The sequence below is a fragment of the Streptomyces sp. NPDC048297 genome (assembly GCF_043201585.1).
Lineage (GTDB): Bacteria > Actinomycetota > Actinomycetes > Streptomycetales > Streptomycetaceae > Streptomyces.
In genome coordinates this window covers 1-25,697 of sequence record NZ_JBICZA010000053.1, presented here as the reverse complement: position 1 = coordinate 25,697, position 25,697 = coordinate 1, and the positions used below count along the sequence as shown (strand labels likewise).

Sequence of the window (25,697 nt, the reverse complement as noted above, 5' to 3'; positions counted from 1 at the left end):
TCCTCAGTCCCGGCAGCCGCAGCCAGGTGCGGTGGTGACCTGGAGCACGGGCAACTCCGCAACGCTGTCGGTGCGTTCGGGAGCCGCCGGCTTGACGGCGCGCACGATCGCGGAGTGCATGCCGTCGGCGACGGGGTGGGTCGGGGTGATCTCGATGCGGGTGAACCCGGCGGCTTCCAGGCCCGCGCGGTATTCGGAGAAGGAGAGGGCACCGGCGATGCAGCCGACGTAGTCACCGCGCTCGGCGCGCTGTTCGGGGGCGAGCGTGTCGTCCGCGACGACGTCGGAGACACCGATCCGGCCGCCGGGCCTGAGGACACGGAAGGCCTCGGCGAACACGGCCGGCTTGTCCGTGGACAGGTTGATCACACAGTTGGAGATGACGACGTCGATCGTGTTCGCGGGCAACGGGACGGCCTCGATGGTGCCCTTGAGGAACTCGGCGTTCGTCGCGCCGGCCTTCTCCGCGTTGGCCAGGGCGAGTTGGAGCATCTCCTCGGTCATGTCCAGCCCGTGCGCCTTGCCCGTCGGGCCGACGCGCCGGGCGGACAGCAGGACGTCGATGCCTCCGCCGGAGCCGAGGTCGAGGACACGCTCGCCGGCGCGCAGTTCGGCCACGGCGGTGGGGTTGCCGCAGCCGAGGGAGGCGGCGACGGCCTCGGCGGGAAGGGCGCCGCGCTCGTCGGCGTCGTACAGCGTGGAGCCGAAGTTCTCGTCGGCCTCGACCGGCTGCGGGCCGCAACAGGCGGTGGCGCCTTCGGTGACCTGCACGGCCGCTGCCGCGTATCGCCGGCGGACGGTTTCCCGCAGGTCGGTGGACTGCTCGCTTATGACTCACTCCCTTCGGAAGGCCCTGAATTGATGTTTGTCGATGCAACCTGAATGCCACCTTGTCCCTTGATTCGAAGAACGTCAACATAGAGGTATGTCGAAACAAGAGCTTGAGGTGATCGGGCAGGACGCGGCCTGCTGCCCGGGGCTGGCCGCCGCGCCGTTGGGCGAGGATCAGGTGGCCGAGCTGGCGAGGGTCTTCAAGGCGCTCGGCGACCCGGTCCGGCTGCGCCTGATGTCGATGATCGCCTCGCGCGGGGAGGGCGGCGAGATCTGCGTCTGCGAGCTGACGCCCGCCTTCGACCTGGCCCAGCCGACGATCTCCCACCATCTCAAGCTGCTGCGGCAGGCCGGGCTCATCGACTCCCAGCGCCGCGGGACCTGGGTGTACTACTGGGTGCTGCCCGGCGTCCTGGACCGGATCGCCACGTTCCTGACCGGCTCGCAGCCCGCGGGAGCCGACGCGTGAGCGCACCACTCGGCCGACGCGTCAGCGCACCGCTCGGCCGGCGCGTCGCCGCCGAGGTGATCGGCACCGGGCTGCTGGTGGCGGTCGTCGTCGGCTCCGGCATCCAGGCCACCGAGTTGTCGCAGGACGTCGGCGTGCAGTTGCTCGCCAACTCGCTCGCCACGGTCTTCGGACTGGGCGTGCTGATCACCCTGTTCGGGCCGGTCTCCGGCGCGCACTTCAATCCCGCCGTCACGCTCGCCGCCTGGTTCGTCGGCCGTCGTGACCCGGATGGCCTCGCGGTCCGCGACGTCTGCGCGTACGTGGCCGCCCAGGTCGCCGGCGCCATCGGCGGATCCGTCCTGGCCGACGCGATGTTCGCCAGGCCGCTGGTGAAGTTCTCCACGCACGACCGGTCGGCCGGTCATCTGTGGCTCGGGGAGGTCGTGGCGACCGCCGGGCTCGTCGCCCTGGTCTTCGGCCTGGAACGCGTCCGCCGGGCCGGTCCCGGTCCGATCGCGGTGGCCTGTTACATCGGCGCGGCGTACTGGTTCACGTCCTCCACGTCGTTCGCGAACCCGGCGGTGACCGTCGGCCGGGCCTTCACCGACACCTTCGCCGGGATCGCGCCCGCCTCCGTGGCCCCGTTCGTCGCCGCCCAGTTGCTGGGTGCCGTGCTCGGTCTGGGCGTCGTGGCCGCCGTCCACGGTCCGGACCGCGCCCCGGCGCCGCGCGAGGCCGCCGTGCCGCACACCGAACCCGAGCCTGAACCCGAGCCCGCTTCCTCCTGACCGCGCCCACCCTCGGAAAGAGACCCTGTCATGACCGCTTCCGCCCCGCGCACGTCGGTGCTGTTCGTCTGCGTCCACAACGCCGGCCGCTCCCAGATGGGCGCCGCCTTCCTGTCGCACCTCGCCGGTGACCGGATCGAGGTCCGCTCTGCGGGCTCCGCGCCCGCCGAGTCCGTGAACCCGTCGGTCGTGGAGGCGATGAAGGAGGTCGGCATCGACATCTCCGCCCGGACCCCGAAGATCCTCACTCCGCAGGCGGTGCGGTCGTCGGACGTGGTGATCACCATGGGTTGCGGCGACGCCTGCCCGGTCTTTCCCGGCAAGCGGTACCTGGACTGGCAGTTGGACGACCCGGCGGGCCAGGGCGTCGACGCCGTCCGGCCGATCCGGGACGCCGTCGAACAGCGGGTGCGCGGGCTGCTCGCCGAGCTGGGGATTCCCGCCACCGCGTGACCGCGTGACCGCGCGTCCCCGGCCCCGACCCCCGCCCCCAGCCCCCAACTCCGGGCTCCGAGCCCCCGGAAATTGGTTCGCCGCCTTCGCTGAGTGCTGGCACAGTGGCGCACCATGGATGACTCCGAACTCATGACCGCGGCGGACGTGCGGCTCATGCAGGGGCTGGCGCAGCGGGTCACCGCCGTTCGTCCGGACCTGGTGAACAGCGACGCGTCGTACGGGGAGCTGGCCTGGATCTGGGGCAGGGGACACACGCGCCACCGCGAGAGCTGGCCGCGTCGACTGTGGTTCTCCGGGGGCGAGTTGGTCGCCTGGGCCTGGGCCTTCCTGCCGCACCGGGTGAGGCTGAGCGACGGGTCGGTGAAGGACGTCACCAGTGCCTATCTGGCCTATCAGGTCCATCCCGACCACGGCGAGCTGGTGGACGAGGTGATCGGCTGGTACGACGGGGTGGCGGTCGGCGTCGAGCGCACCCTGCTGCCGTGCGCCTGCGACGAGTTCGCCCTGAAGCGATGGGCGGCGCACGGCTACGAGACCGATCCGGCCTCGCTCGGCGACACCGGCTCATGGACTCAGCTCAACGAACGGGACCTCGACGACCTGGAACGGCCGGTGCTGCCGGACGGATTCCGGTTCCGCACCGCCGGCGAGGCCGGGCCGGAGGCCGTCGTGCAGGCCCACGTGGACGCCTGGGCTCCGTCGCCCTATACGGTCGAGGCCTACGAGGGCGTGCGGCGGACAGCGCCGTACCGCGGCGACCTGCACGTCCTGGTGGAGGCGCCGGACGGGACGATGGCCGCGTCGACGATCACGTGGCTCGACGAGGCGAACGAGACGGCCGAGTTCGAGCCGGTCGGAACGCATCCGGCCTACCGGCGGCTCGGGCTGGGCAGGGCGATGCTGCTGCACGGGATGCACCTGGCGCGGGACGCCGGGGCCCGTCACATGACGGTCGCGTGCCTGGGGGCGCCCGGCCGTGCCGAGGCGCGCGGGCTGTACTACAGCGTCGGATTCCGGAAGTTCACACGGGACGCGCCGCTCGTCAAGGGCCGGGAGTAGTGCTCCCGTCGGGGATGGATGCCGGCCCGGTCGGCAGGGCTGTCCTCGCGGGAGAAAACCCGGGTGGGCTCGGCTCACCGTCCGGGTACGGTGGGGCGGTGCCCGAGCTGAAGCGGCTGCACGCCGGCCATGCCCCGGCGGTCCTGGCGTTCGAGCTGGCGAACCGCGCCTACTTCGCCGCCTCGGTCTCCGATCGCGGCGACGACTTCTTCGCCCGGTTCACCGACCGGTACAACGCTCTGCTGGCCGAGCAGGAGGCGGGCATCTGCGCCTTCTATGTGCTGGTCGCCGAGGACGGCTCGGTACTCGGCAGGTTCAACCTGTTCGACATCGCGGACGGCTCCGCGGACCTCGGCTACCGGGTCGCGCAGCACGTCACCGGCCACGGCGTGGCGACCGCGACCGTGCGGGAGCTGTGCCGGCTGGCCGCGGAGCAGCACGGGCTGCGCACGCTCAGGGCGGCGGCCGCCCACACGAACCCCGCATCCCGGAAGGTCCTGACCAAGGCCGGGTTCGTCCCGGACGGTCCGGCGGACCCGGCCGACCTCGGTGGCAGGCCGGGCACTTGGTACCGGCGCGACCTGGAACTCCCGCGCTAGCGCAAGCTCCTCAAGCGCGCGGCCACGTGAAGGCCCGCTGGTACGCGTTCCCTCGGCGCAGCCCAGTGCCCGGACGGTGCTCAGGCGTGCTGTCCGGGCCGTGCTCCTAGGGCGTCGGCAGGCTCCAGTCCTCCGCGTGGCCGGGAGGGAGTGCGAGGTCGCGGCGGACAGCCGCGTAGTACGCGTGTCGCGCGGCGCGCTGCCGCGCGAGCATCGCCGACCAGGTCTCGGGGGTGTGGCTCCGGTCCCGCAGGGACCGTTCCATGTCCATGACCGTGACGACCCACTCGCGTGCCTTCTCCACCACTTCGGGGCCGCCGAGCATGAGCAGGGCCTCGCCGGGGGAATCCCGGGCATCGGATGCGGCGGCCAGGTGGGGAGCGGCCTCTTCCGGCGACAGGGGGTGCGGGTGGGGGTCGTGGCCCAGGTGGGCCGCGATCCGATAGGTCAGGGTGACGGTCTGCTTGAGCGACCTCGCGTAGTCCGCGTAGACCGCCAGCCTGCGCTCCTGCCAACGGGCTGTCTGCTCACGGCGGAAGCGGGCCTGATCACCGCGTGCGATCGCCAGGTACGAGCCGATGGCACCGACGACGACCCCGATCAGCGCCTGAAGTTGTTGTATGAACGCAGACATGGGCACACGGTATCGGCTGGTCAAGGCCGCCGGTCATGGCCATCGGTCATGGCCTCGTCCGGCATGGTGCCGTGCCTGCGGTCACCGACCGTTGCGGGGCCGCGCGGACGCGGTGCGGGCAGTCCGCGCGGCTGGCTGTTCCGCTGGTCGGTGCGCCGTACGACTCAGGCGGTGTGCAGGGCCGCGTGCAGGGTGCGGACGGCCATGGTGATGGCGGCCTCGGCGGCGTGCGTGCCACGCAGGGCGTTGAGCATCACGAAGTCGTGGATGATGCCCTGGAAACGCACGGCGGTGACCGGAACCCCCGCCTCGCGGAGCTTGTTGGCGTACGCCTCGCCCTCGTCGCGCAGCACGTCGGCCTCGCCGGTGATGACGAGGGCCGGGGGCAGGTCCTTGAGCTGCTCGACGGTGGCGCGCAGCGGGGACGCGGTGATCTGGGCGCGCTCGGCCTCGTCGGTCGTGTACTGGTCCCAGAACCACTGCATGCCGTCGCGGCGCAGGAAGTAACCGGTGGCGTACTGGTGGTACGAGCCGGTGTCGAAGTTCGCGTCCGTGACGGGGTAGAACAGCACCTGCTGGAGCAGCGGGATGCCGCCGCGCTCCTTGGCCATCAGGGTGAGGGCGGCCGACATGTTGCCGCCGACGGAGTCACCGGCGACGGCGAGCCGGGAGCCGTCGAGACCCTTGGAGGCGCCCTCGTCCACGACCCACTTGGCCACGGCGAAGTTCTGCTCGATGGCGACCGGGTAGCGCGCCTCGGGCGACAGGTCGTACTCGGGGAACACGACGGCCGCGTTCGCGCCGACGGCGAGTTCACGCACCAGACGGTCGTGGGTGTGGGCGTTGCCGAACACCCAGCCCGCGCCGTGGATGTAGATGATCACCGGGAGGGTGCCCTCGGCGCCGGCGGGCTTGACGATGCGCGCACGGACGCTGCCCGTGGGACCGCCCTCGACGGTGATCCACTCCTCGTCGACCGCCGGCTTCTCGATCTCGCCGGACTGCACCTCGTCGACGGCCTTGCGCCCCTCCGCCGGGGCCAGATCGAAGAGGTAGGGCGGGTTGGCGGTGGCCTCCGCGAACTCAGCTGCCGCCGGTTCCAGGACCGGCTGGACGGGCTCGTGGGCGTCGGACATGTGAATCTCCTGGAATTTCGTCGTGGGAAGCCGGCCGTACCGGCATACGGCCCGGATTGTTGTGGCGTGTGCTCCGGGGCCGTTGATCTGCACCGTAGATCCCCCGCACGGGCGGCCATTGCCCGCGAGCGCATTACTGGTGTCCTCATAGTGCACGGCGGCCCACCCTGATAGCGCACGGCGGCCCGCCCTGCCGTGATCCAGGCAGGGCGACGGCCCGGCAGCCGTATGACGGGCCGGGCAGGTCGACGGCCTGACGGCCGTTTGACGGGCCGCACGCCCGGCCCGTCATGAGCACCGAGATCCACGTGCGCTGTGAGGAACACTCCAGTGCACTGACGGGACACACCTCCACGTCCGACCGGCCTAGCGTGACGGCTCGTTGATGGGAACTCGCGCCCGTCCACCGACACCGAGCACCCGCGCGTTCCTCGCAGTCCTCGTCCGCCGACATCGGCCACAGCGGACGTCGAAGTCGTTCATCCCTGAGAGGGTCGTACACACATGTCACCAATGCCGGTCGGCGGACTCGTTCCCCAGGACATCGACAACCCCGCAGACCTCATCGTCCGTAACGCTGAGGTCCATACGGGAGACCCGAGACACCCGCACGCGGAGGCCATCGCCGTCCGGGACGGCGTCATCACGGTCATGGGCGACGACAAGGCCGTGGCCCCGTACGTCGGCCCGCACACGAAGGTGGTGGACGCGCTCGGCCGGCGGGTGATCCCAGGGCTCAACGACGCTCATCTGCACGTGATCCGCGGCGGGCTCAACTATGTGCTGGAGCTTCGCTGGGACGGGGTCCGGACGCTGCGCCAGGGCCTCGCGATGCTGCGCGAGCAGGCCGCCCGTACCCCGAAGGGCCAGTGGATACGGGTGGTGGGCGGCTGGTCGGTCGAGCAGTTCGCCGAGCGGCGGCTGCCGACCGTCGCGGAACTGAACGCCGCCGCCCCGGACACCCCCGTCTTCGTGCTGCACCTGTACCAGTCGGCCATCCTCAACCACGCGGCGCTGAAGGCCGCCGGGTTCGACAAGGACACGCCCGATCCCAAGGGCGGGCAGATCGTGCGCGGTCGCAACGGGGATCCGACGGGCATGCTGCTGGCCGCGCCCAGCGCCCTCATCCTCTACTCGACCCTGGCCAAGGCGCCGGTGCTGGAGGGCGAGGACAAGAAGACCTCGACCCGTCACTTCCTGCGCGAGCTGAACCGGTTCGGGCTGACCTCGGCGATCGACGCCGCCGGCGGCTTCCAGAACTTCCCCGACAACTACAGCACCGTCATCGAACTGGCGAAGGCCGGGCAGTTGTCGCTGCGTATCGCCTACCACCTCTTCCCGCAGACGGCCGGCCAGGAGATAGCCGACCTCACCCGCTGGATCGAGATGGCGAGCCCCGAGGACGGCGACGAATGGCTGCGCCTCAACGGCGCGGGCGAGAACCTCACCTGGGCCGCGGCGGACTTCGAGAACTTCAACCAGCCTCGTCCGGAACTCGGCGATTACGAGGGCGAGTTCGAGAAGGCGGCACGTCTTCTCATGGAGAACGGCTGGGGCTTCCGGCTGCACGCCACGTACGACGAGACGATCCGCCGCGACCTCGCCGTGTTCGAGAAGCTGGCCGCCGAAGGGCTCTTCCCGGCCGGCAACCGGTGGCTGTTCGACCACGCGGAGACCGTGTCCACGGACAGTCTCGACCGCGTCGTCGCGCTCGGCGGTGCCATGTCCGTGCAGAACCGGCTGTCGTTCCAGGGTGAGGCGTTCCTGCGCCGCTACGGTCCCGGCGCCGCCGCGGACGCCCCGCCGATCCGGGAGATGCTCGACCGCGGCCTGACGGTGGCGGCCGGCACGGACGCCACCCGGGTCTCCACCTACAACCCGTGGGTCGCCCTGCACTGGCTGGTCAGTGGCCGCAACGTCGGCGACCTGTCGCTCCGCCCGCTGACCAACCGTGTCGACCGGCAGACCGCGCTGAAGATGTTCACCCGCGCCGGCGCCGAGCTGACGGGCGAGGAGGACGTCAAGGGCGTCCTGCGCCCGGGGTGTTACGCGGACTTCGCGGTCCTGTCCGACGACTACTTCGCCGTGCCCGAGCCGGAGATCGCGAACATCGAGGCACTGCTCACCGTCACCGGCGGCCGGATCGTGTACGCCGCCGCCGAGTACGAGGGGCTCGACGAGGAGCTGCCGCCCATCAGCCCCGGCTGGAGCCCGGTGGCGCACTTCGGCGGCTACCAGACCGCCGGGCGCCGGCCCGCGGGCGTGCGCCAGGCCGAGTTGCTCGGTGAGGCGGTCGCCGAGTCGGAGCAGCACCGTGAGTGGCGCGTGGCGCGCGGCCTGTTCCCGGACGCCACGGGCACACCCTTCGACCCGTGCTTCTCGCTCTAGAGCAAGCCTGGTTCTCGCTCCAGAGCAAGCTTGCTTCTCACTCCAGAGCGACTTGGATTCCCGCTTCTGGAGCGACCCCGCCTCCCGCTCCGGGGCGACCACCGCTTCACGCCCCGGAACACCCTGCACAAGAACACCCTTCACACCCCAGAACTCCCGGGAGGGGTCCGGCCCCGCGCCACCCCTTCCGGGCTGCCACCCCCCGCCGAATCCGTCCACCGGACGGTTCCCGCCCGTCGCGGACGCCTGTCCGCGCCGTACCTCATGAAAGGCACCCTCATGGTCGACATCGCCGAGGTCACCGCGGCCCCCAGCCCGGACCTGCTCACCCCGGACAACTGTGCGGTCCTGTTCGTGGACCACCAGCCGCAGATGTTCTTCGGCACCGGCAGCAGCGACCGTACCGCGATCATCAACGCCACGGTGGGCCTGGCCAAGGCCGCCAAGGTCTTCGACGTCCCCGTCGTGCTCAGCACCGTGGCCGCCGAGTCCTTCTCCGGCCCGATCATGCCGCAGCTGCCCGCGGTCTTCCCCGACCACAAGATCATCGACCGCACCACGATGAACGCCTGGGAGGACGAGTCGTTCGTCGAGGCCGTCAAGGAGACCGGCCGCAAGAAGCTCGTCCTGGCCGGTCTGTGGACCGAGGTCTGCGTCGTGCTGCCCGCCCTCTCCGCCATCGCCCAGGGCTACGAGGTCTACGTCGTCACCGACGCGTCCGGCGGTGTCACCCCGCAGGCTCACGAGCACGCCATCCAGCGCATGATCCAGGCCGGCGCGATCCCCGTCACCTGGGTGCAGGTGCTCCTGGAGCTCCAGCGTGACTGGGCCCGCCAGGAGACCTACGGCCCGGTCACCGATGTGGTCAAGGAGAACGCCGGCGCGTACGGTCTCGGGATCGTCTACGCGCAGACCTTCATAGGCGCCCACGCCGCCGGCTGAGCCCCGGCGCGGCAAAGAGAGTAACGGACCGAGTCAGGAACAGGCAGGAAGAGATGGACGCTGGACTGCTGCTCCTCCGAGTGGTGGCGGGGCTGCTCGTCGCCGGCCACGGAGTACAGAAGGTGAGCTACCGGCTCGGGGGCCACGGCCTGGCGGGCGGGACCGAGGAGTTCCGTCACGACGGATTCCGGGGCGGCAAGCTGACCGCCGTCGTCGCGGGAGCCAGCCAGATCGGTGCCGGCCTGTTCCTGACCGCCGGACTGCTCACTCCCCTGGCCGCGATGGCCGCGATGGGCGTGATGACGGTCGCGGGCACCGTCAAGTGGCCCAAGGGCCTGTGGGTGCAGAACGACGGCTACGAGTACCCGATGGTCCTCGTCGTCGTCTCGGCGGCACTGGCCCTCACCGGGCCCGGAAAGTGGTCCCTCGACCACGCGCTGGGCCTGACACCCTGGCCCCTGTGGATCGTGCTGGCCGCGATCGTGATCGGCCCCGCCAGTGGGCTGCTGACCCGTGTGGTGCTGCACCGCACGCCCACCGTTACGGAGAGGACGCCCCATGCACCGGCTGCTGACTGACGCGGTCCACACCCTGGCACCGCCGAAGGGAGACCGCCACGGTCCGCTGCCTCCCCTGCTGCTGACGCTGACCCTGGTCACGGGTCTCGTCGACGCGGTGAGCTATCTGGGACTCGGGCACGTCTTCGTGGCCAACATGACCGGCAACGTGGTGTTCCTCGGATTCGCGCTGACGGGCGCCCCGGGGCTGTCCGCGCTGGCCTCCGTCGTGGCGCTGCTGACGTTCCTCCTCGGCGCGCTGGCCGGCGGCAAGCTCGGAACCCGGTTCGCGGCCGACCGCGGTCACCTCCTCAAGACGGCGACCGCCGTGCAGACAGTGCTCGTCGCCGTCAGCGTCGCCGTCGCGGCGTCCTCCGGTGGCGAGGTCACGACCGGTGTCCGGTACACGCTGATCGTGTCCCTCGGGCTGGCCATGGGTCTGCAGAACGCGGTCGCCCGCCGCCTCGGCGTCCCGGACCTCACCACGACCGTGCTGACGCTGACCCTCACGGGGCTGGCCGCCGACTCGCACCCGGCGGGCGGCGAGGCCCCGAGGCCCGGCCGCCGTATCCTGTCCGTGCTGGTCATGTTCCTGGGAGCCGTCGTCGGAGCCGCACTTGTCCTGCACGGCCACCTCGTGCTCACGCTGGCCCTGTGCCTGCTGCTCCTGGCGCTCACCTCCGTGATCACGCATCGCCTGTCCGCCACCCGGCCCGCCTGGGCGGGGCCGCCGTCCTGACACCCCGGCGCGCCGCCTCCCGCCCACCGCGCGTCAAAGCCCCGAAGTCCCTTGCCCCCTCCCTGCACCGGTCTGGACGGACATGAACAGCACATCTCCCTCACCAGCCTCCACAGCGTCGGAGTCTCCGTGGGCGCCGCTCGCGGGGCGGGTCTTCCGGGCGCTGTGGATCGCCCAGTTGGTCTCCAACGTCGGCAGCTGGATGCAGACGGTGGGCGCCCAGTGGCTGCTGGTCGACAACAGCGCGGCCCTGGTGACGCTCGTCCAGACCGCGTCCAGTCTTCCCATGGTGCTGCTGGCGCTGCCCTCGGGAGTGATCGCCGATCGCTTCGACCGGCGTTCGGTGCTGCTGGCCGCGCAGTTCGCGATGCTCGCGGTGTCCGGTGTACTGGCCGTGCTGGCGTTCATGGACGTCCTCACGCCGGCCGTCCTGCTCGTCCTCACCTTCCTTCTGGGGTGCGGTACGGCGCTGATGGGCCCGGCGTGGCAGGCGATCCAGCCGGAGCTGGTGGAGCGTCGCCGGCTCGGGCAGGCTGCTGCGCTGGGCGCGGTGAACATGAACCTGGCGCGTGCCGTCGGCCCGGCGCTCGGCGGAGCGGTGGTCGCGGCGGCGGGCGCGGGATGGGTGTTCGCCTTCAACGCGGCCTCGTATCTGGGTATCGCGGGGGTCCTGCTGCTGTGGCGACGGCCTGAGACGGCCTCCCCCGGCGTGGGGAACGAACGGCTGCTGGCCGCCCTGCAGGCCGGACGCCGCTATGTGTGGAACGCGCCCGGCGTACGCCGGGTCCTCCTGCGCACGCTCCTGTTCATCCCCGGCGGCGCGGCTCTGTGGGCGCTGCTGCCGCTGACCGCGAGCCGCTCCCTCGGGCTCGGCTCGGCGGGTTACGGACTCCTGCTGGGGGCGGTCGGCGCCGGGGCCGTGGCGGGAGCGTTCGCACTGCCCCGGATCCGCAAGACGCTGGGAGCCAACGGCACGCTCACCGCCGGCGCGCTGGTGTTCGCCGCGGTGCTGGCGGTACTGGCCACGGTACGGATTCCCTGGCTGGTGACCATCGCCCTGCTGCCCGCCGGTCTCGCCTGGATCGCCGTGCTGTCGACGCTCAACGCGGCCGTGCAGACCAGGCTTCCGGGCTGGGTCAGGGCGCGTGGGCTGGCCGTCTATCTCCTGGTCTTCCAGGGCGGTCAGGCGCTGGCGGCGCCCTTGTGGGGTGCGGTGGCCGACTGGGTCGGGCTCGCCTCCTGCCTGCTGATCGCCGGCGTCGTGATGGTGCTGAGCGCGGCCACCGTGCGCCGGTGGCCGCTGCACGACGCCGAGGGCATCGATCCCTCGCCGTCCGACCACTGGCCCGCTCCTCCCCTGGTGTTCGAGCCGGGCGAGGCCGACGGTCCCGTCCTGGTCTCCGTCGTCTACCGCGTTCCTGCGGAAAGCCGCGCCGAGTTCACCGGCTGCATGAGTCATGTCGCACGTTCGAGGCGCCGTACGGGGGCGCTCACCTGGGGCCTCTACCAGGACGGCAACGACCCGGAACGCTTCGTCGAGAACTACCTGATCTCCTCCTGGGCGGAACACCGCGCCCAGCACCACTCCCGGCTGACCGCCACCGACCGCGAGCGCGAGGAGCGGTCCCGCTCGCTGCTCGTGCCCGGCACCCAGCCCGAGGTGATCCACGCGTTCGACACCTCGTCGGGCCCGGCTGTGCCGACCGCGGCGGACGCGGCGGGCAGTCGCGATCTCCACACGTGAGGCGGCTCAGCTACGTGACGCCACTCAGCCGCATGAGGCAGCTCAGTTGCATGAGAGGCTCAGCTACTTGAGGCCGCTGAGCATCACCCCGCGGATGTAGTACTTCTGCAGCAGCAGGAAGAGCATCAGGACCGGCAGGACGCTCAGGACGAGACCGGCCATGACGACGGGCATCGTGCGCGTCGGATCCACATAGCTCTGCAGGAACTGGATGCCGACGGGCAGGGTCATCACCGCGGGGTTCGCGGTCGAGACGAGCAGGGCCCAGATGTACTCGTTCCAGGCGTCCACGAAGGTCAGCAGCCCGAGCGTCACCAGGACCGGCTTGGTCTGCGGGACCACGATCCGCCACCAGAGGGCGAACTCGCCCGCCCCGTCGATGCGCGCGGCCTCCAGCACCTCGTCCGGGATCGCGACCATGAACTGGCGCGTCAGGAAGATCCCGAAGCTGCTGACGAGGAACGGCATGGCGAGCGCGACGATGCTGACGGTCAGCCCGGCCCCGCCGCGCCCGAGCACGTCGTTGCCGCCTGCGAGCGGCCAGTGCACCAGGATCAGGAAGTGCGGGACGAAGAAGAGGAACGGCGGGAACATCATCGTCGACAGCACGAGCCGGAAGATGAAGTTCCGTCCGGGGAAACGGAGTTTGGCGAGCGCGTAGCCCGCGAGGGACGACGTGAGCAGCACCGACCCGGTGATCACGGCGGTGGCGACGACGCTGTTGCGGAAGAGCACCGGCAGGTCGAGCTGCTCGATCGCCGCCCGGTAGTTGGACAGGTCGAACGCCTTGGGCAGGAAGCGGTACGGCAGTGTGCCGGCCTCGTCGGGGCCCTTGAAGGACGTCATCACCATGTCGAGGAACGGCACCACCGTGAGCACGGCGCCGGTCACGACCAGCAGGTACGAGAACCACGGAAAGCGGCGGCGGCTCATGCGTCCTCCCCCTTGCGCCGGAAGATCCACAACTGCACCAGGGTGACCATGAGGACCACCACGAACAGCACGAAGGCGGCGGCGCTCGCGGTGCCCCAGTCGCCGTAGGAGAAGGCCTGCCGGTACATCTCCAGTGCGGCCACGTTCGTCGCGTCGCCCGGCCCGCCCTTGGTCATCACGATGATCAGCGCGAACGACTGGAGCCCGGTGAGGAACTGGGTGACGCACACGAACAGCAGGGACGGCCGCAGCAGCGGCAGCGTGATCTTCCGGAAGACGGTGACGGGCCCGGCCCCGTCGAGAGCCGCCGCCTCGTAGTACGACTCCGGAATCGACTTCAGCCCGGCGGTCAGGACGAGGATCGCCGAGCCGACCGAGGCCCACGCCTGGACGACCACGACGGCGGGCAGCGCGGTGTCCGGATCCTGGAGGAAGGCCACCGAGCCCAGCCCGACGGCGTTGAGGACGCCGTTGACGAGGCCACCCGGCTCGTACATGTACTTCCACACGTTGCCGACGGCGACGACGGTCGTGACGATCGGCAGGAAGTACAGGGTGCGCCACAGCCCCTGGAACCGCAGCTTGTCGATGCAGGTGGCGACGAGCACGGAGCCGGCGAGCGCGAGGGCGACCGTGCCCAGCGCGAACAGCAGCGTGTTGGTGAGGATGGGCGTCAGGAAGGTCGATCCGTCCGCGAAGAGGCCGGTGAAGTTGTCCAGGCCGACCGGCTCGATGTCGCCGAGGTCGAACCCGGCCCAGCGGGACATGGACAGCGACAGCGCGAAGCCGAGCGGCAGGATCAGGAAGACGGCGAAGAACAGCAGCGCCGGCGCGAGGAAGAGGTAGGCGACGACGGCCTGACGGCGACGGCGCCGATGACGGTCGCGGAGGCCGGCGGCGGTCTGCCCGTGACGCGCGCCGTCCGCCGCCCGTCCGGTCGTCTCCGGTGCCAGGGTGTTCACCATGAGCGAGCCACCTCCTGGTCGACCTGACGGCGGGTGGTGCGCAGTGCCTCGTCGACCGACCGCTGACCGGTCCACAGCGCCTCGATGTTCTTGCGCAGCAGCGACTTGGCCTGCTGCGCGCCCGGCACGTTCGGCTCGGGCACCGCGTACGCCAGCGCGTCGAGGAACGGGCGCAGGTTCGGGTCACCGGCCGCGCCGAGGAGTGTCCGCATGTCGTCGGCGCGGCCGGTCAGCGAGCCGACCGACACCTGGAGGGAACCCATCCGGGTCGCTGTCGCGGCCTTCTGAGCGCTGTGCCCGGCGCTCTGTCCGGCGCTCTGTCCGGTGCTCTGTCCGGTGCTCTGTCCGGCACTTTGCCCGGCACTTTGCCCGGCGCTTTGCCCGGCGCTTTGCCCGGCGCTTTGCCCGATGCTTTGCCCGGCGCTCTGTCGGGTGCCTTGCACCGTGCTTTGCCCTGCGCTCTGCGCAGTACCTCTCACGCTCGCCTTCTCCGCATTGAGCCAGCGCAGGAACTCCCAGGCCTCGCGCGGGTGTTCACTGGCCGTGTTCACCGCGAGCATGAAGCCGGTGGAGAGGGTGGCGCGCTTGCCGTCCGCCTCGGGGACGGGCACGGGCGCGACACCGACGTCGCGGTAGTCCTTGCCCATCAGGGCCTTCAGGTTCGCGGTCCACCAGCCGGCGCTGATCACCATGGCGACCTGCCCGGACGCGAACGCCTGGTAGACGTTGACGCCGGGGGCGCTCGCGCCCTTGGTGACGAGGCGGTGCTCCAGGTCGAACACGGCCCGGCCGGCAGGCGAGTCGATGGCGGTGCGCCGGCCGTCCGCGGAGACGAACCTGCCGCCCGCCGCGTTCAGCAGGGCGAGCGTCTGGCCGACGGTGGTGGAGTCGTCGTACGTCGACAGACCGAATCCCTGGACCAGCGTGTTGCCGTAACCGTCCCGCCTGGCGGTGCGGTACGCGGTGTCCTCCAGCTCGTGCCAGGTGCGCGGGGGGCTCTCGATGCCGGCCTCGCGCAGCAGCCGCTTGTTGTAGTAGAGGGCGTAGGTCTGCACCTCGGTGGGGTAGCCGTAGATCCTGCCGCCCACCGACGCGGCGCCGACCGTGGCCGTGCTGTAGCCGCGTCCGATCTCCTCGGCGTGGTCGGGCGGCGCGGGCCGCAGGACGCCGGCCCGGACGAGCTGGCCGTTCCACAGGCAGTACGGGTGGATGATGTCGGCGCCCTGCCCGGCGGCCTGCCGGACCATGAACGTGGTCAGCAGGTCCGTGAACTCGACCGCCTTGGTGCGCACCTTGACCCGGTCGTGCGTGGCGTTCCATTCGTCGACCGGGCCTTGCAGGGCGTCCTTGAGTTCTCCGCTCGCGTAGTGCGACAGCAGGGTGAGGACGACGGGGTCCCCGGGCCGTCCGGTGCCCTGGTGCGGGGCGGCGCATCCGGCGGTGAGCAGGGCCGAGGGGAGCGCGAGCGCGAAGTGACGGCGGCTCAGACCGCACGCCGCCCTGGTGCGCTGGAACGGCGTCACCGAGCGGCCTCCCGGCGCATCACGCGGAACACCCGGGTCGTGCTGAATCCGGCCTTGCGGTACAGGTGGCCCGCCGGGGACCGCTCGCCGGTCCACAGGAACCACGCGGAGTGCGCTCCGCGCGCCCGCATCCGCTCCAGGACCAGATGGAGGAGGACCTTGCCGAGTCCGGTGCCGCGCATCTCCTCCAGCACGCCGAACGGTCCGAACCGCTCGTCCACCGACTCGTACGCGCCGTGCATCGCCCAGCCGACCAGGCGGCCCGACGGGTCCCGGGCGACAACGATCCGGTCGAGCGGCGTGCCCGCTACCAGGCATTCCCGGATCGCGCGTGCCCAGTCCGGGGTGAAGTGGGTGCCGGCGAGCGCGATCAGTTCCACCAGGTCGTCGTCGGACGGGGTGGTGAACCGGTGGCCCCGCGCCGTCAGTTCGTCCATGCGGCGGACCACGTCGTCCGGGATGCGGTGGCCGGTCAGGCCCCGGTCCATCGCCGCCGCTTCGTACAGCGTGCGAAAGCCCAGCGACTCGAGGAGGCCGGCCGCTTCCGGGTACGCCTCGGCGTCCAGTCCGGGCAGGATGTAGTTCGGGGTGTACGAGGAGAAGTCCACGCGGGTGCGGCCGTGTGCGTGCAGCCAGTCGAGGGCGTCGCTCAGCAGCCTGCGCCCGAGGCCGTGTCCGCGGGCGGCCGGGTCGACGAGGAAGAACGGGATCCAGCCCTGCTCCGGTTCCAGGTCGGTGCCGGCCATCGGCGTCAGGCGGCGGACCGCGTAGGCGGCGCCGACGACACGGTCGCCCTCGACGGCCACGCGAAGCCCGTCCGGGTCGAAGTTGGCGTCGAGCAGCACGAGGGTGCGGAAGCGGTCCGGGGTGAGGGGGTCGGCCGGCGCTGCGCGGCGCCACACCTCCACCACCCCCGGCCCGTCTCCCGTACGAAAGCCGCGGATCCGGGCCCGGGATGTCGTCGTGGGGTCGGTCATCGACGGGGGTGTCCTTCCGTGCGGTTGCCGGAAATTTACTGGTATGTCCTTTCGTTTCGCAATGATCGATCAATAGTTCACGCGTGCGGAGGTGCGGAGAAGGCTCGGAGAAGGCGCGGCGGAGATGCGGGAGCCGGCGCACGGCGGGCCGCGGCGATCGCGGTGCACTGACCGGCATGCGCGCGTGCGCTCCAGGACAACGATGTTCCCTGCGCAGCCCCTAGCGTCGACCGCGCCTGCGCAGTTCGGCATGGCTACCGCTGTTCCCCGGGAGTACCCCATGGCTTCGCCCACCGTCGTCGAACTGTCCCGCTGGCAGTTCGCGATCACCGCGATCTTCCATATGACCTTCCCCGCGCTCACCGTGGGGCTCTCCGTGCTCCTCGCCGTCGTCTACACGGTGTACGTACGCACGGGAAATCCGCTGTACCTGCAGATCTTCCGGTTCTGGAAGAAGATCTTCGCCGTCGGCTTCGGCCTGGGTGTCGTCGCGGGCACGGTGATGACCTTCGAGTTCGGCCTCAACTGGGGCGTGTACGCCCACGCGGTGGGGCCCGTCATCGGGGTCACCATCGGCATGGAAGTGATCACCGCCTTCTTCCTGGAGGCCGGCTTCATCGGGCTGATGCTCTACGGGGACGGGCGAATACGCCCGCGCACGATGGCCCTGGCCAGCTGGATGGTCGCGTTCGGCACCCTGCTGTCCACGACCTGGATCCTGTCGGCCAACAGCTGGATGCAGGACCCGGTCGGCTACGAGAAGTCCGGCGGCCAGTTCCACGCCGAGGACTGGACCGAGATCCTGCTCAACCCCGCCTTCGCCCACCGCTTCCCGCACATGCTGCTGGCGGTGCTGATCAGCGCCGCCTGGTTCGTCGGCGGCATCTCGGCCTGGTACCTGGTCAAGAGCAGGGTCGGGGCCCAGCCGATGGCGCGCCGCTGCCTGTCCATCGCCCTTGGCGTCCTCGGCATCCTGATGCCGATCCAGCTGTACGTGGGAGACGGCACGGCGGTCTTCATGGGACAGCATCAGCTGCCCAAGCTGGAGGCGTTCGAGGGCAACTGGAAGAGCGACAACAACGGCTACAACCTGCTCGTGGTCCCCGACACCGACAAGGGCGAGAACCGGCTGCACGTGGAGATCCCCTACCTCGGCTCGGTCATCGCGCAGGATCTGAGCGGGAAGACGATCACTCCCGGGCTTCTGCAGACACCGCCCGAGGAGCGCCCCAACATGTGGACCACGTTCTACGGCTTCCGCGCGATGTACTTCACGGCGCTGCTCATGTTCGGCACGGCGTTCGCGGGTGTGGCCCTGAGACTGCGGCGGCGCCTGTTCGACTCACGGCGCTTCCTCAAGTGGATGGTGTGGATGACCCCGGCCGGGATCATCGCCATCACCGGCGGCTGGATCGTCGCCGAGACGGGCCGCCAGCCCTGGGTGGTGTACGGCCAACTGCGCACCGCCGACGCGGTGTCCCACCTCTCCACGTTCGAGGTCGCCGCCAGTCTCGTCGGCTTCGTCCTGCTCTACGCCTCCCTGCTGGCCATCTGGATCCGCTACATCGTCCGTACGGTCAAGGCCGGCCCCGAGGCACTGCCCACCGGTCCCGCCTCGCCCGACGCATCGGAGGCCCTCGTTGCTTGAGTACGCCGCTTACGCCCTGGTCCTCTTCTCCCTCGGCATGTACGTCGTCCTCGACGGTTACGACCTCGGGGTGGGCATGCTCAGCCTGGCCGCCCGGCCCGAGCGCCGGCGGGAGTACTCCGAGATCGTCGCCACCGCCTGGGACGCCAACGAGAGCTGGATCATCCTGGTCGGCGTCGTCCTGTGGGCGGGTCTGCCCGGCGTCTACGCCGTCGTGCTTCCCGGTGTCTATCTGCCGCTGATCGTCATGCTGGTGTCCATCATCCTGCGCGGGCTCGGCCTGGAGATGCAGAGTGCGGCCGGCGGCTACCGGCGCGGCTGGGCGCTGCTGTTCGGCTGGGCGTCGCTCGTCGCCACGGTGTGCCAGGGCCTCGTCCTGGGTGCCGTGCTTACCGGTCCGCAGCAGCACGACGGCACCTTCAGCGGTGGGGCCTTCGACTGGTTCAGCCTCTACGGCGTGCTGTGCGCCCTCGGGGCGGTCGCCCTGTACCTGCTGGCAGGCGCGGCCTGGCTGCAGGACAAGACCGAGGGATGGTCGCGGTCGAGGACCCTGCGCACCGGACGGTCGCTGCTGGTCGCCACCGCGGTCATGGTGCTCGTGCTCGGTCTGACGCTGGACGGCGCCGACCCGCAGTCCTTGCACCTGGGCGACCCGGTGCGGGCCGTGCTGGTCGGGCTCGCCGTCGCCGTCGCCGTCGTGGCCGGCGCCTTCGCCTGGTACGGCTTCGGCCGCCGCCCCGACTGGCGGCCGTTCGCGGCCGTGACGACCATGACGGCCGCCGGGCTGCTGGGGCTGGTCGCGCTGACCGCACCGGTCGTCGTGCCGCCCGGACTGACCGTCCATCAGGCCGCGAGCCCGCACTCCTCCCTGGTGTTCCTCGTGCTCGGCGTCGGCCTGTGCATGCCGTTCGTGCTGGCCTACAACTTCTACGCGTGGCGGAGTTTCCGCGGCAAGTTCACCGATCCGGTGGAGACCCCGATCCCGCCGCTGCCCTCCCGGGTCCAGCCTCTCGTGGCCCCGCCCGCACCCACCGGTGCGCTGCGGACGATCGTGCGCCGCGTCCTGCTGGTGGTGCTCGGCATCCTGGCCACCGGTCTGTCCCAGGACGTGTTCGGCGGCGTCTCGGATCTGATCGGCCCGCTCGGCGTCACCGTGCTGTGCTGCGCGGCGCTGGTCGCCTGGATCGCCGGGGACCGCCGCGACGGACGTGCGGGTCACTTCGACGCGGACGCGGGGGCGGAGACGCGCTCGTGAGTTCCACCACCGTCCTTCTGGGCGAGCTGGCCGCGGAGCGGGACGGCACCGCCGAGGACCCGGTCGCCGCCCGGCTGAAGGACTGGGCGGCCGTCGGCCGCACCGAGCTGCGCCGCGCGGGACTCCTGCGCGGCGCGGCCCAACTGGGCACCGTGCTGTGGGCGGCCGGGCTCTCCTGGGGAGCGCAGCGAGGCCTGTCCGCCCTGCGCGGCGAGCTGCCCGCGGCGGCCGTACTGCTGCCCGCCCTCCTGACGGCGGCCGGAGTGGCCCTGCGCGCCGCGCTGCTGGCGGCGGGTGACGCGGCGGCCACGCGCGGCGCCCGGACCGTGCGCCAGAGCCTGCGCCGCCGGATCATCGAGACGTCCCTGCCCGCCCACGGCCCGCTCCACGGCGACCTGGACGACGCGGCGTCCACCCGGACCGTCGACGGCGAGGTCGACCACCTCACCGACTGGCTCACCGGTTACGTCCCCGCGCGGACCACCATGCTGCTCGGCAGCGGCATCGCCCTGACGGCGATCGCCTGCCGCAGCTGGTTCACCGCCCTGCTCGTCCTCGCGGCCACCCCGCTGCTGCCGGCCAACCTCAAGGTCATCGGCCTCGGCACGCAGACCGCCGTGCGCACCCAGCTGTCCGCGATCCGCGGCCACCAGTCCCGGCTGCTCGACCATCTGCGCGGACTGCCCACCCTGGTCGGGCTCGGCGCCCACGACGAGGCCGCGCGTGCCCTGGAGGAGGACGACCGGGAGGTCGCCCGGCGCACCGAGAAGGTGCTGCGGATCGCCTTCCTGTCGACGGCGTGGATCGAACTGCTCATCACCGGAACCCTCGCCGTGGTGGCGACCTACTGCGGCCTGGTCCTGCTGGACTATCTGCGCCTTCCTCTCGTCCCGGACCACATGAGCCTGTCCGCCGCGCTGTTCGTGCTGGTCCTGGTCCCCGCCTACTTCGCCCCGGCCCGTGACCTGGCCGCCGGCTACCACGCCCGCGCCCAGGCGGCCGCGGCGGCCGAACTGCTGGCCCCGGTCCTGGACGCACCCGACGAGAGCCCCGCGCCGCCCACCGGACCGGCGCCGACCGCGCGGCGGACGGCCGCACCCCCCGGGGTGCTGCTCGACGCCGTCACGGTCCAGCACCCGGGACGGGACACACCCGCTCTGGACCGCGTCAGTGTGCGGCTCGAACCGGCCCGGTGTCTCGCCGTCACCGGGCCGAGCGGAGCGGGCAAGTCCACCCTGCTGGCCGTGGCGGCAGGGCTGTCCGCCCCGCACGGCGGACGCGCCCTGCATCTGCTGGACGGCGAGGCCGTACCCGCCGATCCCGGCCGGGTGTCCTGGGTGGGCCAGCCGGCGCACCTGCTGCCCGGCACCCTGCGCGAGAACCTCCTCCTCGCCCGGCCCACCGCGACCGACCGCGACCTGCTGGACGCCGTCGCCTCACTCGGCTTCGACGACCTGCTGACCGCGCTGCCCCGGGGGCTGGACACACGCCTCGGCGAACGCGGCACCGGACTGTCCTCCGGCCAGTCCCAACAGCTGTCTCTTGTAAGGGCGTTGCTGCGCGACGCCCCCCTTCTGTGCCTCGACGAACCCACCGCGCACCTCGACCCGCGTGCGGAGGAACGCGTCGTGGCGGCGCTGCGGACCCTGGCCCGCAACCGTACGGTCCTGCTCGCCACGCACAGTCCCGCACTGCTGCCGCTGGCGGACCAGGTGATCACACTGGAGCACGGGAGAGCCCGATGGAACGGGAGCACCCGATGAACCGGGCCGCCATGACGAACCCGGCCGACAAGATGGACCGGGCCGGCGTGACGAACCGGGCCGGCGTGATGAACACCGTCGGCGTGTGGCGCCTGCTGCGTTCCGCGGTTCCGCGCCGCGCCCTGCTGGTCGGCGTCCTGCTGGCCGTCGCGGGCGAACTCAGCGGCGCCGCGCTGCTGGGTGTGTCCGGGTGGTTCCTGACGGCCTGTGCCGTGGTCACCCTCCAGGCGAACACCACCTGGTCCTGGATGTACCCCTCGGGCGCCGTACGAGCACTGGCCCTGGCCCGCACCGGGCTGCGCTACCTCGAACGCCTCGTGAACCACCGGACCCTGCTGACCGCCTCCGTGGCGCTGCGCACCCGGATGGCCCGGGGCGCTGCCCGGCTCACCCCCCGTGAGCTGCGCGCACAGCGCGACGGGACGCTGCTCACGCGGCTCACCACCGACGTCGAGACCGTGGCGGGCCTGCCGGCGAACGTCCTCGCGCCCCTGGCCGCCGCGATCACCACCGCGTGCCTGGTCGAGATCCTGCTGCTGTCGGCGATGCCGCTGCTGGGGGCCGCCGAACTGGCCGTACTGGCGGCCGGATGCGTCTGTGCCCTGCGGGCCCACCGCCGGGCGCGAGCCCATCTCGCCGCCGCGGCGCAGGCCAGGGCCACGCTCCGTACCGTGCTGCTCGGCAGCCGCGCCGCCTTCAACGAACTGCGCTGCCTGGACGCCGTACCGCAGGCGCGGCAGGCGGCGACGGCCGCCGTGACGGCCGTGGAGTCCGCCGAGTGGGCGGCCTCTCGCGCCGAGCGGCTCGGCCGGCTGGCGCTGCGACTTCTTGCCGCGCTGGGCCAGGCGTCGGTCCTGGTGATCGCCCTGTGCGCGAAGTCGGCCCAGCCGGTCGCCGTCGTGGTGGGTGAGGTGCTGCTGATGGCCGCCGGGTGGGAGCTGCTGGAGCGACTGCCCACGCTCATGCAGCACTTGGCCCAGGCCGGGGAGGCGGCCGAACGCCTCGCACCCCTCGCCGGCGAGGAGCCCCCGGCGGCTCCGCAGCTCCCGACGGCTGCGCGGCTCGCTGCCGCACGCCGCGTCGAGACGAACGGCCTCCCGCTGCCCGGCTCGTCCGGAACGCTCACGACCACCCTGTCGGGCCCTGTCCTCATGGTGGTCACGGGCCCCAACGGCAGCGGGAAGTCGACCCTGCTCGGTCAGCTCGCCGGCCGTCTGCCGGCGCCCGACGGCACGGTCCTCCTCGACGGCACGCCCGTGCACACGCTGTCGGCCGGGGCCGTCGCCGAGACGGTCACGCTGGTCGAGGCCGACGACTGGCTGGCCGACGACACGGTGGCCGCCAACCTCCGTCAGGCCGCGCCCTCGGCCGACGCCGCCGGCCTACGGGCCGCGCTGGAGGTGGTCGGCCTGTCGGCCCTGCCGCTGGACGCCTCGGTGGGGGCCGGCGGGCGCCGGCTGTCCCAGGGACAGCGCAGGCGCCTCGCCGTCGCACGCGCCGTGCTGCGACGCCCTCCGGTCCTGCTGCTCGACGAACCCACCGCGGGCCTGGACCGCCCCACCGCCGAGGCCCTCCTGTCCGCGCTCCCCCAGGCCCTGCCCGGGACCGCGCTGGTGATCGCCCTGCAGGAGCAGGACATCGGCCTGCTGCGGCGGAGGCCCACCGCGGTCGTCCGCCTCGGTCAGGCGACCGCCCCCTCGCACGAAGGGCCCCGCAGGGCGGTGCGCGCATCGTGACAGCACGCACGGGTACGGGGGCGGGGCTCCGGGCCCGGATGCGGATGTGAGTACGGGCACGGGTGGGTGTGCGTGTGCGTGTGCGTGTGCGTGTGCGTGTGCGCGTGCGCGTGCGCGTGCGCGTGCGGACGAGCGTACGCGTGCGGCTCAGTCGAAGCGCAGGTCGGACAACTGGCGTTCGAGTGCGGAGACCTCGTCCTCGGGTTCCGTCGTCCCCTCCGGGCGTGCGGCCATGAGGGCGGCCAGCTCGCCACCCGCGCGCCGGATGCGCTCGGGCAGTCCTTCCGCGTACGCGTCTCCTCCGGATCCCCAGTCCTCGGAGGCGGCGTAGACCGCGGTGGGGACGACGGTGGCGCGGAGGTAGGAGAACAGGGGACGCAGCGCGTGTTCCAGGACCAGGGAGTGGCGGGACGTGCCTCCCGTCGCCGCGATCAGGACCGGTTTGCCGGTGAGGGCGTTCGGGTCGATCAGGTCGAAGAAGGACTTGAACAGTCCGCTGTACGAGGCGGTGAACACGGGCGAGACCACGATCAGACCGTCGGCCCGCGTCACCGCGTCGATCGCGGTGGCCACGGGAGCCGGCGGGAACCCGGTGACCAGGTTGGTTCTTCTGGTTCTTCTGGTTCTTCCGGCAATGCGTATGAGAAGTCGAACGCTAGAGCCTGGTCGGGCGCTGCTCATGACTGTGCGTGCACGGGTACGAGCCCTCGAGCGTCCTCTTCCCTCCCGGCCGGGCGGCGCGCTGCGATGCTGGGCGTGTCGTCCGGGACGGACGGTTACCGTGGGCGGCGGCTGATGATCATGCCGCTCATGTCTGAGGAAGGGAGTTCTTCGATGGCCGATAGGCCGATCCTGGTGCTTGCGGCGACCGGCGGACAGGGCAGTGCCGTGACCGATGCGCTGCTGGAACGCGGGGCCCAGGTCCGGGCGCTGGTCCGTGACCCTGCCCGGGGAGCCGCGCGCGAGCTGGCCGCCCAGGGTGTCGACGTGGTGGCGGGCTCCCTGAGTGACCGTGATTCGCTCGCCGCCGCGATGAGCGGGGTGGCGGCGGTCTTCGCGTACACCACGCCGTTCGAGGCCGGTGTGAACGCGGAGGTCGCCCAGGGGCGGGCGATCCTCGCCGCAGCGGCCCAAAAGCGTGTTCCGCACCTCGTGTTCAGTTCCGTGGCCGGGGCCGACCAGCACACCGGGGTGCCGCACTTCGAGAGCAAGGCTCGCATCGAGGCGGAGCTGGTCTCCGGTGACGTGCCGTACACGATCCTGGGGCCGACGTACTTCTTCGACAACGCGCTCGGCGGTGCGCAGCGCATCGCCGACGGCATCCTGGACCTGCCGCTGCCCGCCGACCAGCCGCTGCAGCAGCTCTCCCGCCCCGACCTCGGCGCGTTCGCGGCGGAAGTGCTGGTCGCGCCCGCTTCCTACGCCGGGCGGCGTATCGAGCTGGCCGGTGACGAGCCCACCCCCACCGAGATGGCGGCCGCACTCGGCGCGGCCCTGGGCCGCCGTGTCCGCCACGAGTACGTACCGCTGTCGCTGATCGGCAGTCCGGACATGCACGCGATGTGGTCGTTCCTGAACGGCCCCGGATATCGCGTCGACATCCCCGCCCTCCGCGCCGCCCATCCGGCGGTCCCCTGGACCCGGTTCGCCGACTGGGCGCGTGACATCTGGGCGCCCCTGCGCTGACGGCGGCGGCGGTGACGGCGGGGGGAGCGCGTCGGGAGGCGTGCCGGGTGAGGGACGGCGGGGTCAGGCGCCGGTGCTGCGGACGGCTTCGCGGATCAGGTCCGCGGCCTCCTCGGGGTGCGCGAGCATCACCAGATGGGAGGAGTCGACCTCGACGGTGGTCATGCCGGCTCGCTGGTAGCCGAAGCGGACGACCTCGGGGTTGATGGTGTGGTCCGCGGTCGACACCAGGCCCCAGGACGGCTTGTCCTTCCACGCCGCGACCGGGGCAGGCTCGGCGAACGCCGCACCGGCCAGGGGGCGCTGGGAGACGGCGAGGACCTGGGCGAGGTCCGGGTCCACGTCGGCGGCGAAGATCGCGGGGAACTCGTCGGTCCGTACCGTCACATCCGTGCCGGGCTCGGACGAGCCCTCGACCGGGTACGGCGTGAAGACCAGGGCCTTCGCCAGGTCGGAGTCGGGGAACCGGCCCTGCAACTCGCCGAGGCTCTCGCCCACTTCGAGGGCGTACCCGGCGAGGTAGACCAGCGCCCGGACGTTGTCCTCGGCGCCCGCGACGGTGATGACGGCCCCGCCGTAGGAGTGTCCGACGAGGACGACGGGACCGGGGATCTGCCGGACGATCGAGGCGATGTAGGCGGCGTCGCCCGTCAGGCTGCGGTTGGGCACGGCCGGGGCGAGCACCTTCAGGCCGTCGGCCAGCAGCTCGGGGATGACACGCGCGAAGCTGGACGCGTCGGCGAAGGCGCCGTGGACGAGGACGACGGTGGGTGCGGAATCGGTCATGGGAGTTCCCTAAGAATGTGAGGCGGTCCGGGAGGACCGGGTGTGGCTGATGGGTGGTTGCCCTAGATGGCTCGGAAGGAATGGCCGCCCGGTCCTCCGGG

The 25,697-nt window shown here is 71.6% G+C and carries 24 protein-coding genes; 15 read left to right on the top strand and 9 right to left on the bottom strand.

Annotated elements, in window-relative coordinates:
• Positions 1-3: 3 nt before the first annotated feature.
• Positions 4-831: an arsenite methyltransferase gene (arsM, locus tag ACGFYV_RS35215; RefSeq protein WP_393882626.1), complete on the bottom strand. Its 828-nt coding sequence runs from the start codon at positions 829-831 to the stop codon at positions 4-6.
• 94 nt (positions 832-925) lie between these two features.
• On the opposite strand from arsM, the gene ACGFYV_RS35210 reads away from it, so the two are divergent.
• The 5 genes from ACGFYV_RS35210 (at position 926) to ACGFYV_RS35190 (ending at position 4,184) form a co-directional block, all read left to right on the top strand.
• A complete protein-coding gene (locus ACGFYV_RS35210; RefSeq protein WP_393882614.1) occupies positions 926-1,300 on the top strand; it encodes an ArsR/SmtB family transcription factor in 375 nt (124 codons plus the stop codon).
• Entirely contained in the window at positions 1,297-2,070 is a 774-nt protein-coding gene (locus ACGFYV_RS35205; RefSeq protein ID WP_393882613.1) for an aquaporin, read from the top strand. The genes ACGFYV_RS35210 and ACGFYV_RS35205 overlap by 4 nt, the downstream gene beginning before the upstream one ends.
• 30 nt (positions 2,071-2,100) lie before the next feature.
• Positions 2,101-2,523, top strand: a complete 423-nt coding sequence (locus ACGFYV_RS35200) for an arsenate reductase ArsC (protein ID WP_393882612.1) — start codon at positions 2,101-2,103, stop codon at positions 2,521-2,523.
• Between the two features lie 114 nt (positions 2,524-2,637).
• Positions 2,638-3,585 (top strand): GNAT family N-acetyltransferase, encoded by a 948-nt coding sequence (locus ACGFYV_RS35195; RefSeq protein ID WP_393882611.1) that lies wholly within the window; start codon positions 2,638-2,640, stop codon positions 3,583-3,585.
• Between the two features lie 98 nt (positions 3,586-3,683).
• Positions 3,684-4,184: a GNAT family N-acetyltransferase gene (locus ACGFYV_RS35190; protein WP_393882610.1), complete on the top strand. Its 501-nt coding sequence runs from the start codon at positions 3,684-3,686 to the stop codon at positions 4,182-4,184.
• 106 nt (positions 4,185-4,290) lie between these two features.
• On the opposite strand, the gene ACGFYV_RS35185 is transcribed toward ACGFYV_RS35190, so the two are convergent.
• On the bottom strand, positions 4,291-4,818 hold the full coding sequence (locus tag ACGFYV_RS35185; RefSeq protein ID WP_393882609.1) for a hypothetical protein: 528 nt from the start codon (positions 4,816-4,818) through the stop codon (positions 4,291-4,293).
• A gap of 164 nt (positions 4,819-4,982) precedes the next feature.
• Positions 4,983-5,954 (bottom strand): alpha/beta hydrolase, encoded by a 972-nt coding sequence (locus ACGFYV_RS35180; RefSeq protein WP_393882608.1) that lies wholly within the window; start codon positions 5,952-5,954, stop codon positions 4,983-4,985.
• 504 nt (positions 5,955-6,458) lie between these two features.
• Between ACGFYV_RS35180 and ACGFYV_RS35175 the strand changes: the two genes are divergently transcribed.
• The 5 genes from ACGFYV_RS35175 (at position 6,459) to ACGFYV_RS35155 (ending at position 12,324) form a co-directional block, all read left to right on the top strand.
• The gene (locus ACGFYV_RS35175; protein ID WP_393882607.1) at positions 6,459-8,342 is read left to right on the top strand and encodes an amidohydrolase; all 1,884 of its coding nucleotides are present in this window, start codon (positions 6,459-6,461) and stop codon (positions 8,340-8,342) included.
• Between the two features lie 279 nt (positions 8,343-8,621).
• A complete protein-coding gene (locus ACGFYV_RS35170) occupies positions 8,622-9,284 on the top strand; it encodes a hydrolase (protein WP_393882625.1) in 663 nt (220 codons plus the stop codon).
• Between the two features lie 53 nt (positions 9,285-9,337).
• Positions 9,338-9,862: a DoxX family protein gene (locus tag ACGFYV_RS35165; RefSeq protein ID WP_393882606.1), complete on the top strand. Its 525-nt coding sequence runs from the start codon at positions 9,338-9,340 to the stop codon at positions 9,860-9,862.
• Positions 9,843-10,580 carry a YoaK family protein gene (locus ACGFYV_RS35160; protein WP_393882605.1) on the top strand — a complete coding sequence of 246 codons (738 nt, stop codon included), beginning with the start codon at positions 9,843-9,845 and terminating at the stop codon, positions 10,578-10,580. Before ACGFYV_RS35165 ends, ACGFYV_RS35160 begins: the two co-directional genes overlap by 20 nt.
• 82 nt (positions 10,581-10,662) lie before the next feature.
• Complete coding sequence (locus tag ACGFYV_RS35155) at positions 10,663-12,324, top strand: MFS transporter (protein WP_393882604.1); 1,662 nt, start codon at positions 10,663-10,665, stop codon at positions 12,322-12,324.
• 63 nt (positions 12,325-12,387) lie between these two features.
• On the opposite strand, the gene ACGFYV_RS35150 is transcribed toward ACGFYV_RS35155, so the two are convergent.
• Genes ACGFYV_RS35150 through ACGFYV_RS35135 form a run of 4 tightly spaced genes read right to left on the bottom strand, consistent with a single transcriptional unit; the run spans position 12,388 to position 16,722 of the window.
• Positions 12,388-13,257: a carbohydrate ABC transporter permease gene (locus tag ACGFYV_RS35150; RefSeq protein ID WP_393882603.1), complete on the bottom strand. Its 870-nt coding sequence runs from the start codon at positions 13,255-13,257 to the stop codon at positions 12,388-12,390.
• Entirely contained in the window at positions 13,254-14,222 is a 969-nt protein-coding gene (locus ACGFYV_RS35145; protein WP_393882602.1) for a carbohydrate ABC transporter permease, read from the bottom strand. The genes ACGFYV_RS35150 and ACGFYV_RS35145 overlap by 4 nt, the downstream gene beginning before the upstream one ends.
• Positions 14,216-15,745, bottom strand: a complete 1,530-nt coding sequence (locus ACGFYV_RS35140) for an extracellular solute-binding protein (protein WP_393882601.1) — start codon at positions 15,743-15,745, stop codon at positions 14,216-14,218. The genes ACGFYV_RS35145 and ACGFYV_RS35140 overlap by 7 nt, the downstream gene beginning before the upstream one ends.
• Positions 15,742-16,722: a GNAT family N-acetyltransferase gene (locus ACGFYV_RS35135; RefSeq protein ID WP_393882600.1), complete on the bottom strand. Its 981-nt coding sequence runs from the start codon at positions 16,720-16,722 to the stop codon at positions 15,742-15,744. Before ACGFYV_RS35135 ends, ACGFYV_RS35140 begins: the two co-directional genes overlap by 4 nt.
• A 280-nt stretch (positions 16,723-17,002) precedes the next feature.
• On the opposite strand from ACGFYV_RS35135, the gene ACGFYV_RS35130 reads away from it, so the two are divergent.
• The 4 genes from ACGFYV_RS35130 to ACGFYV_RS35115 are packed head-to-tail and all read left to right on the top strand — an operon-like array spanning position 17,003 to position 23,124.
• The gene (locus tag ACGFYV_RS35130) at positions 17,003-18,370 is read left to right on the top strand and encodes a cytochrome ubiquinol oxidase subunit I (RefSeq protein WP_393882599.1); all 1,368 of its coding nucleotides are present in this window, start codon (positions 17,003-17,005) and stop codon (positions 18,368-18,370) included.
• Positions 18,363-19,625, top strand: a complete 1,263-nt coding sequence (locus ACGFYV_RS35125) for a cytochrome d ubiquinol oxidase subunit II (protein WP_393882598.1) — start codon at positions 18,363-18,365, stop codon at positions 19,623-19,625. The genes ACGFYV_RS35130 and ACGFYV_RS35125 overlap by 8 nt, the downstream gene beginning before the upstream one ends.
• Positions 19,622-21,388 (top strand): ABC transporter ATP-binding protein/permease, encoded by a 1,767-nt coding sequence (locus ACGFYV_RS35120; protein WP_393882597.1) that lies wholly within the window; start codon positions 19,622-19,624, stop codon positions 21,386-21,388. Before ACGFYV_RS35125 ends, ACGFYV_RS35120 begins: the two co-directional genes overlap by 4 nt.
• Positions 21,367-23,124 carry an ATP-binding cassette domain-containing protein gene (locus ACGFYV_RS35115; RefSeq protein WP_393882596.1) on the top strand — a complete coding sequence of 586 codons (1,758 nt, stop codon included), beginning with the start codon at positions 21,367-21,369 and terminating at the stop codon, positions 23,122-23,124. The genes ACGFYV_RS35120 and ACGFYV_RS35115 overlap by 22 nt, the downstream gene beginning before the upstream one ends.
• A gap of 147 nt (positions 23,125-23,271) precedes the next feature.
• Here the strand turns inward: ACGFYV_RS35115 and ACGFYV_RS35110 are convergent, their stop codons facing one another.
• Positions 23,272-23,805, bottom strand: a complete 534-nt coding sequence (locus tag ACGFYV_RS35110) for a CE1759 family FMN reductase (protein WP_393882595.1) — start codon at positions 23,803-23,805, stop codon at positions 23,272-23,274.
• Between the two features lie 153 nt (positions 23,806-23,958).
• On the opposite strand from ACGFYV_RS35110, the gene ACGFYV_RS35105 reads away from it, so the two are divergent.
• A complete protein-coding gene (locus tag ACGFYV_RS35105) occupies positions 23,959-24,810 on the top strand; it encodes an NmrA/HSCARG family protein (protein ID WP_393882594.1) in 852 nt (283 codons plus the stop codon).
• Positions 24,811-24,873: 63 nt separating this feature from the next.
• Here the strand turns inward: ACGFYV_RS35105 and ACGFYV_RS35100 are convergent, their stop codons facing one another.
• Positions 24,874-25,596, bottom strand: a complete 723-nt coding sequence (locus ACGFYV_RS35100) for an alpha/beta fold hydrolase (protein ID WP_393882593.1) — start codon at positions 25,594-25,596, stop codon at positions 24,874-24,876.
• Positions 25,597-25,697 lie beyond the last annotated feature (101 nt).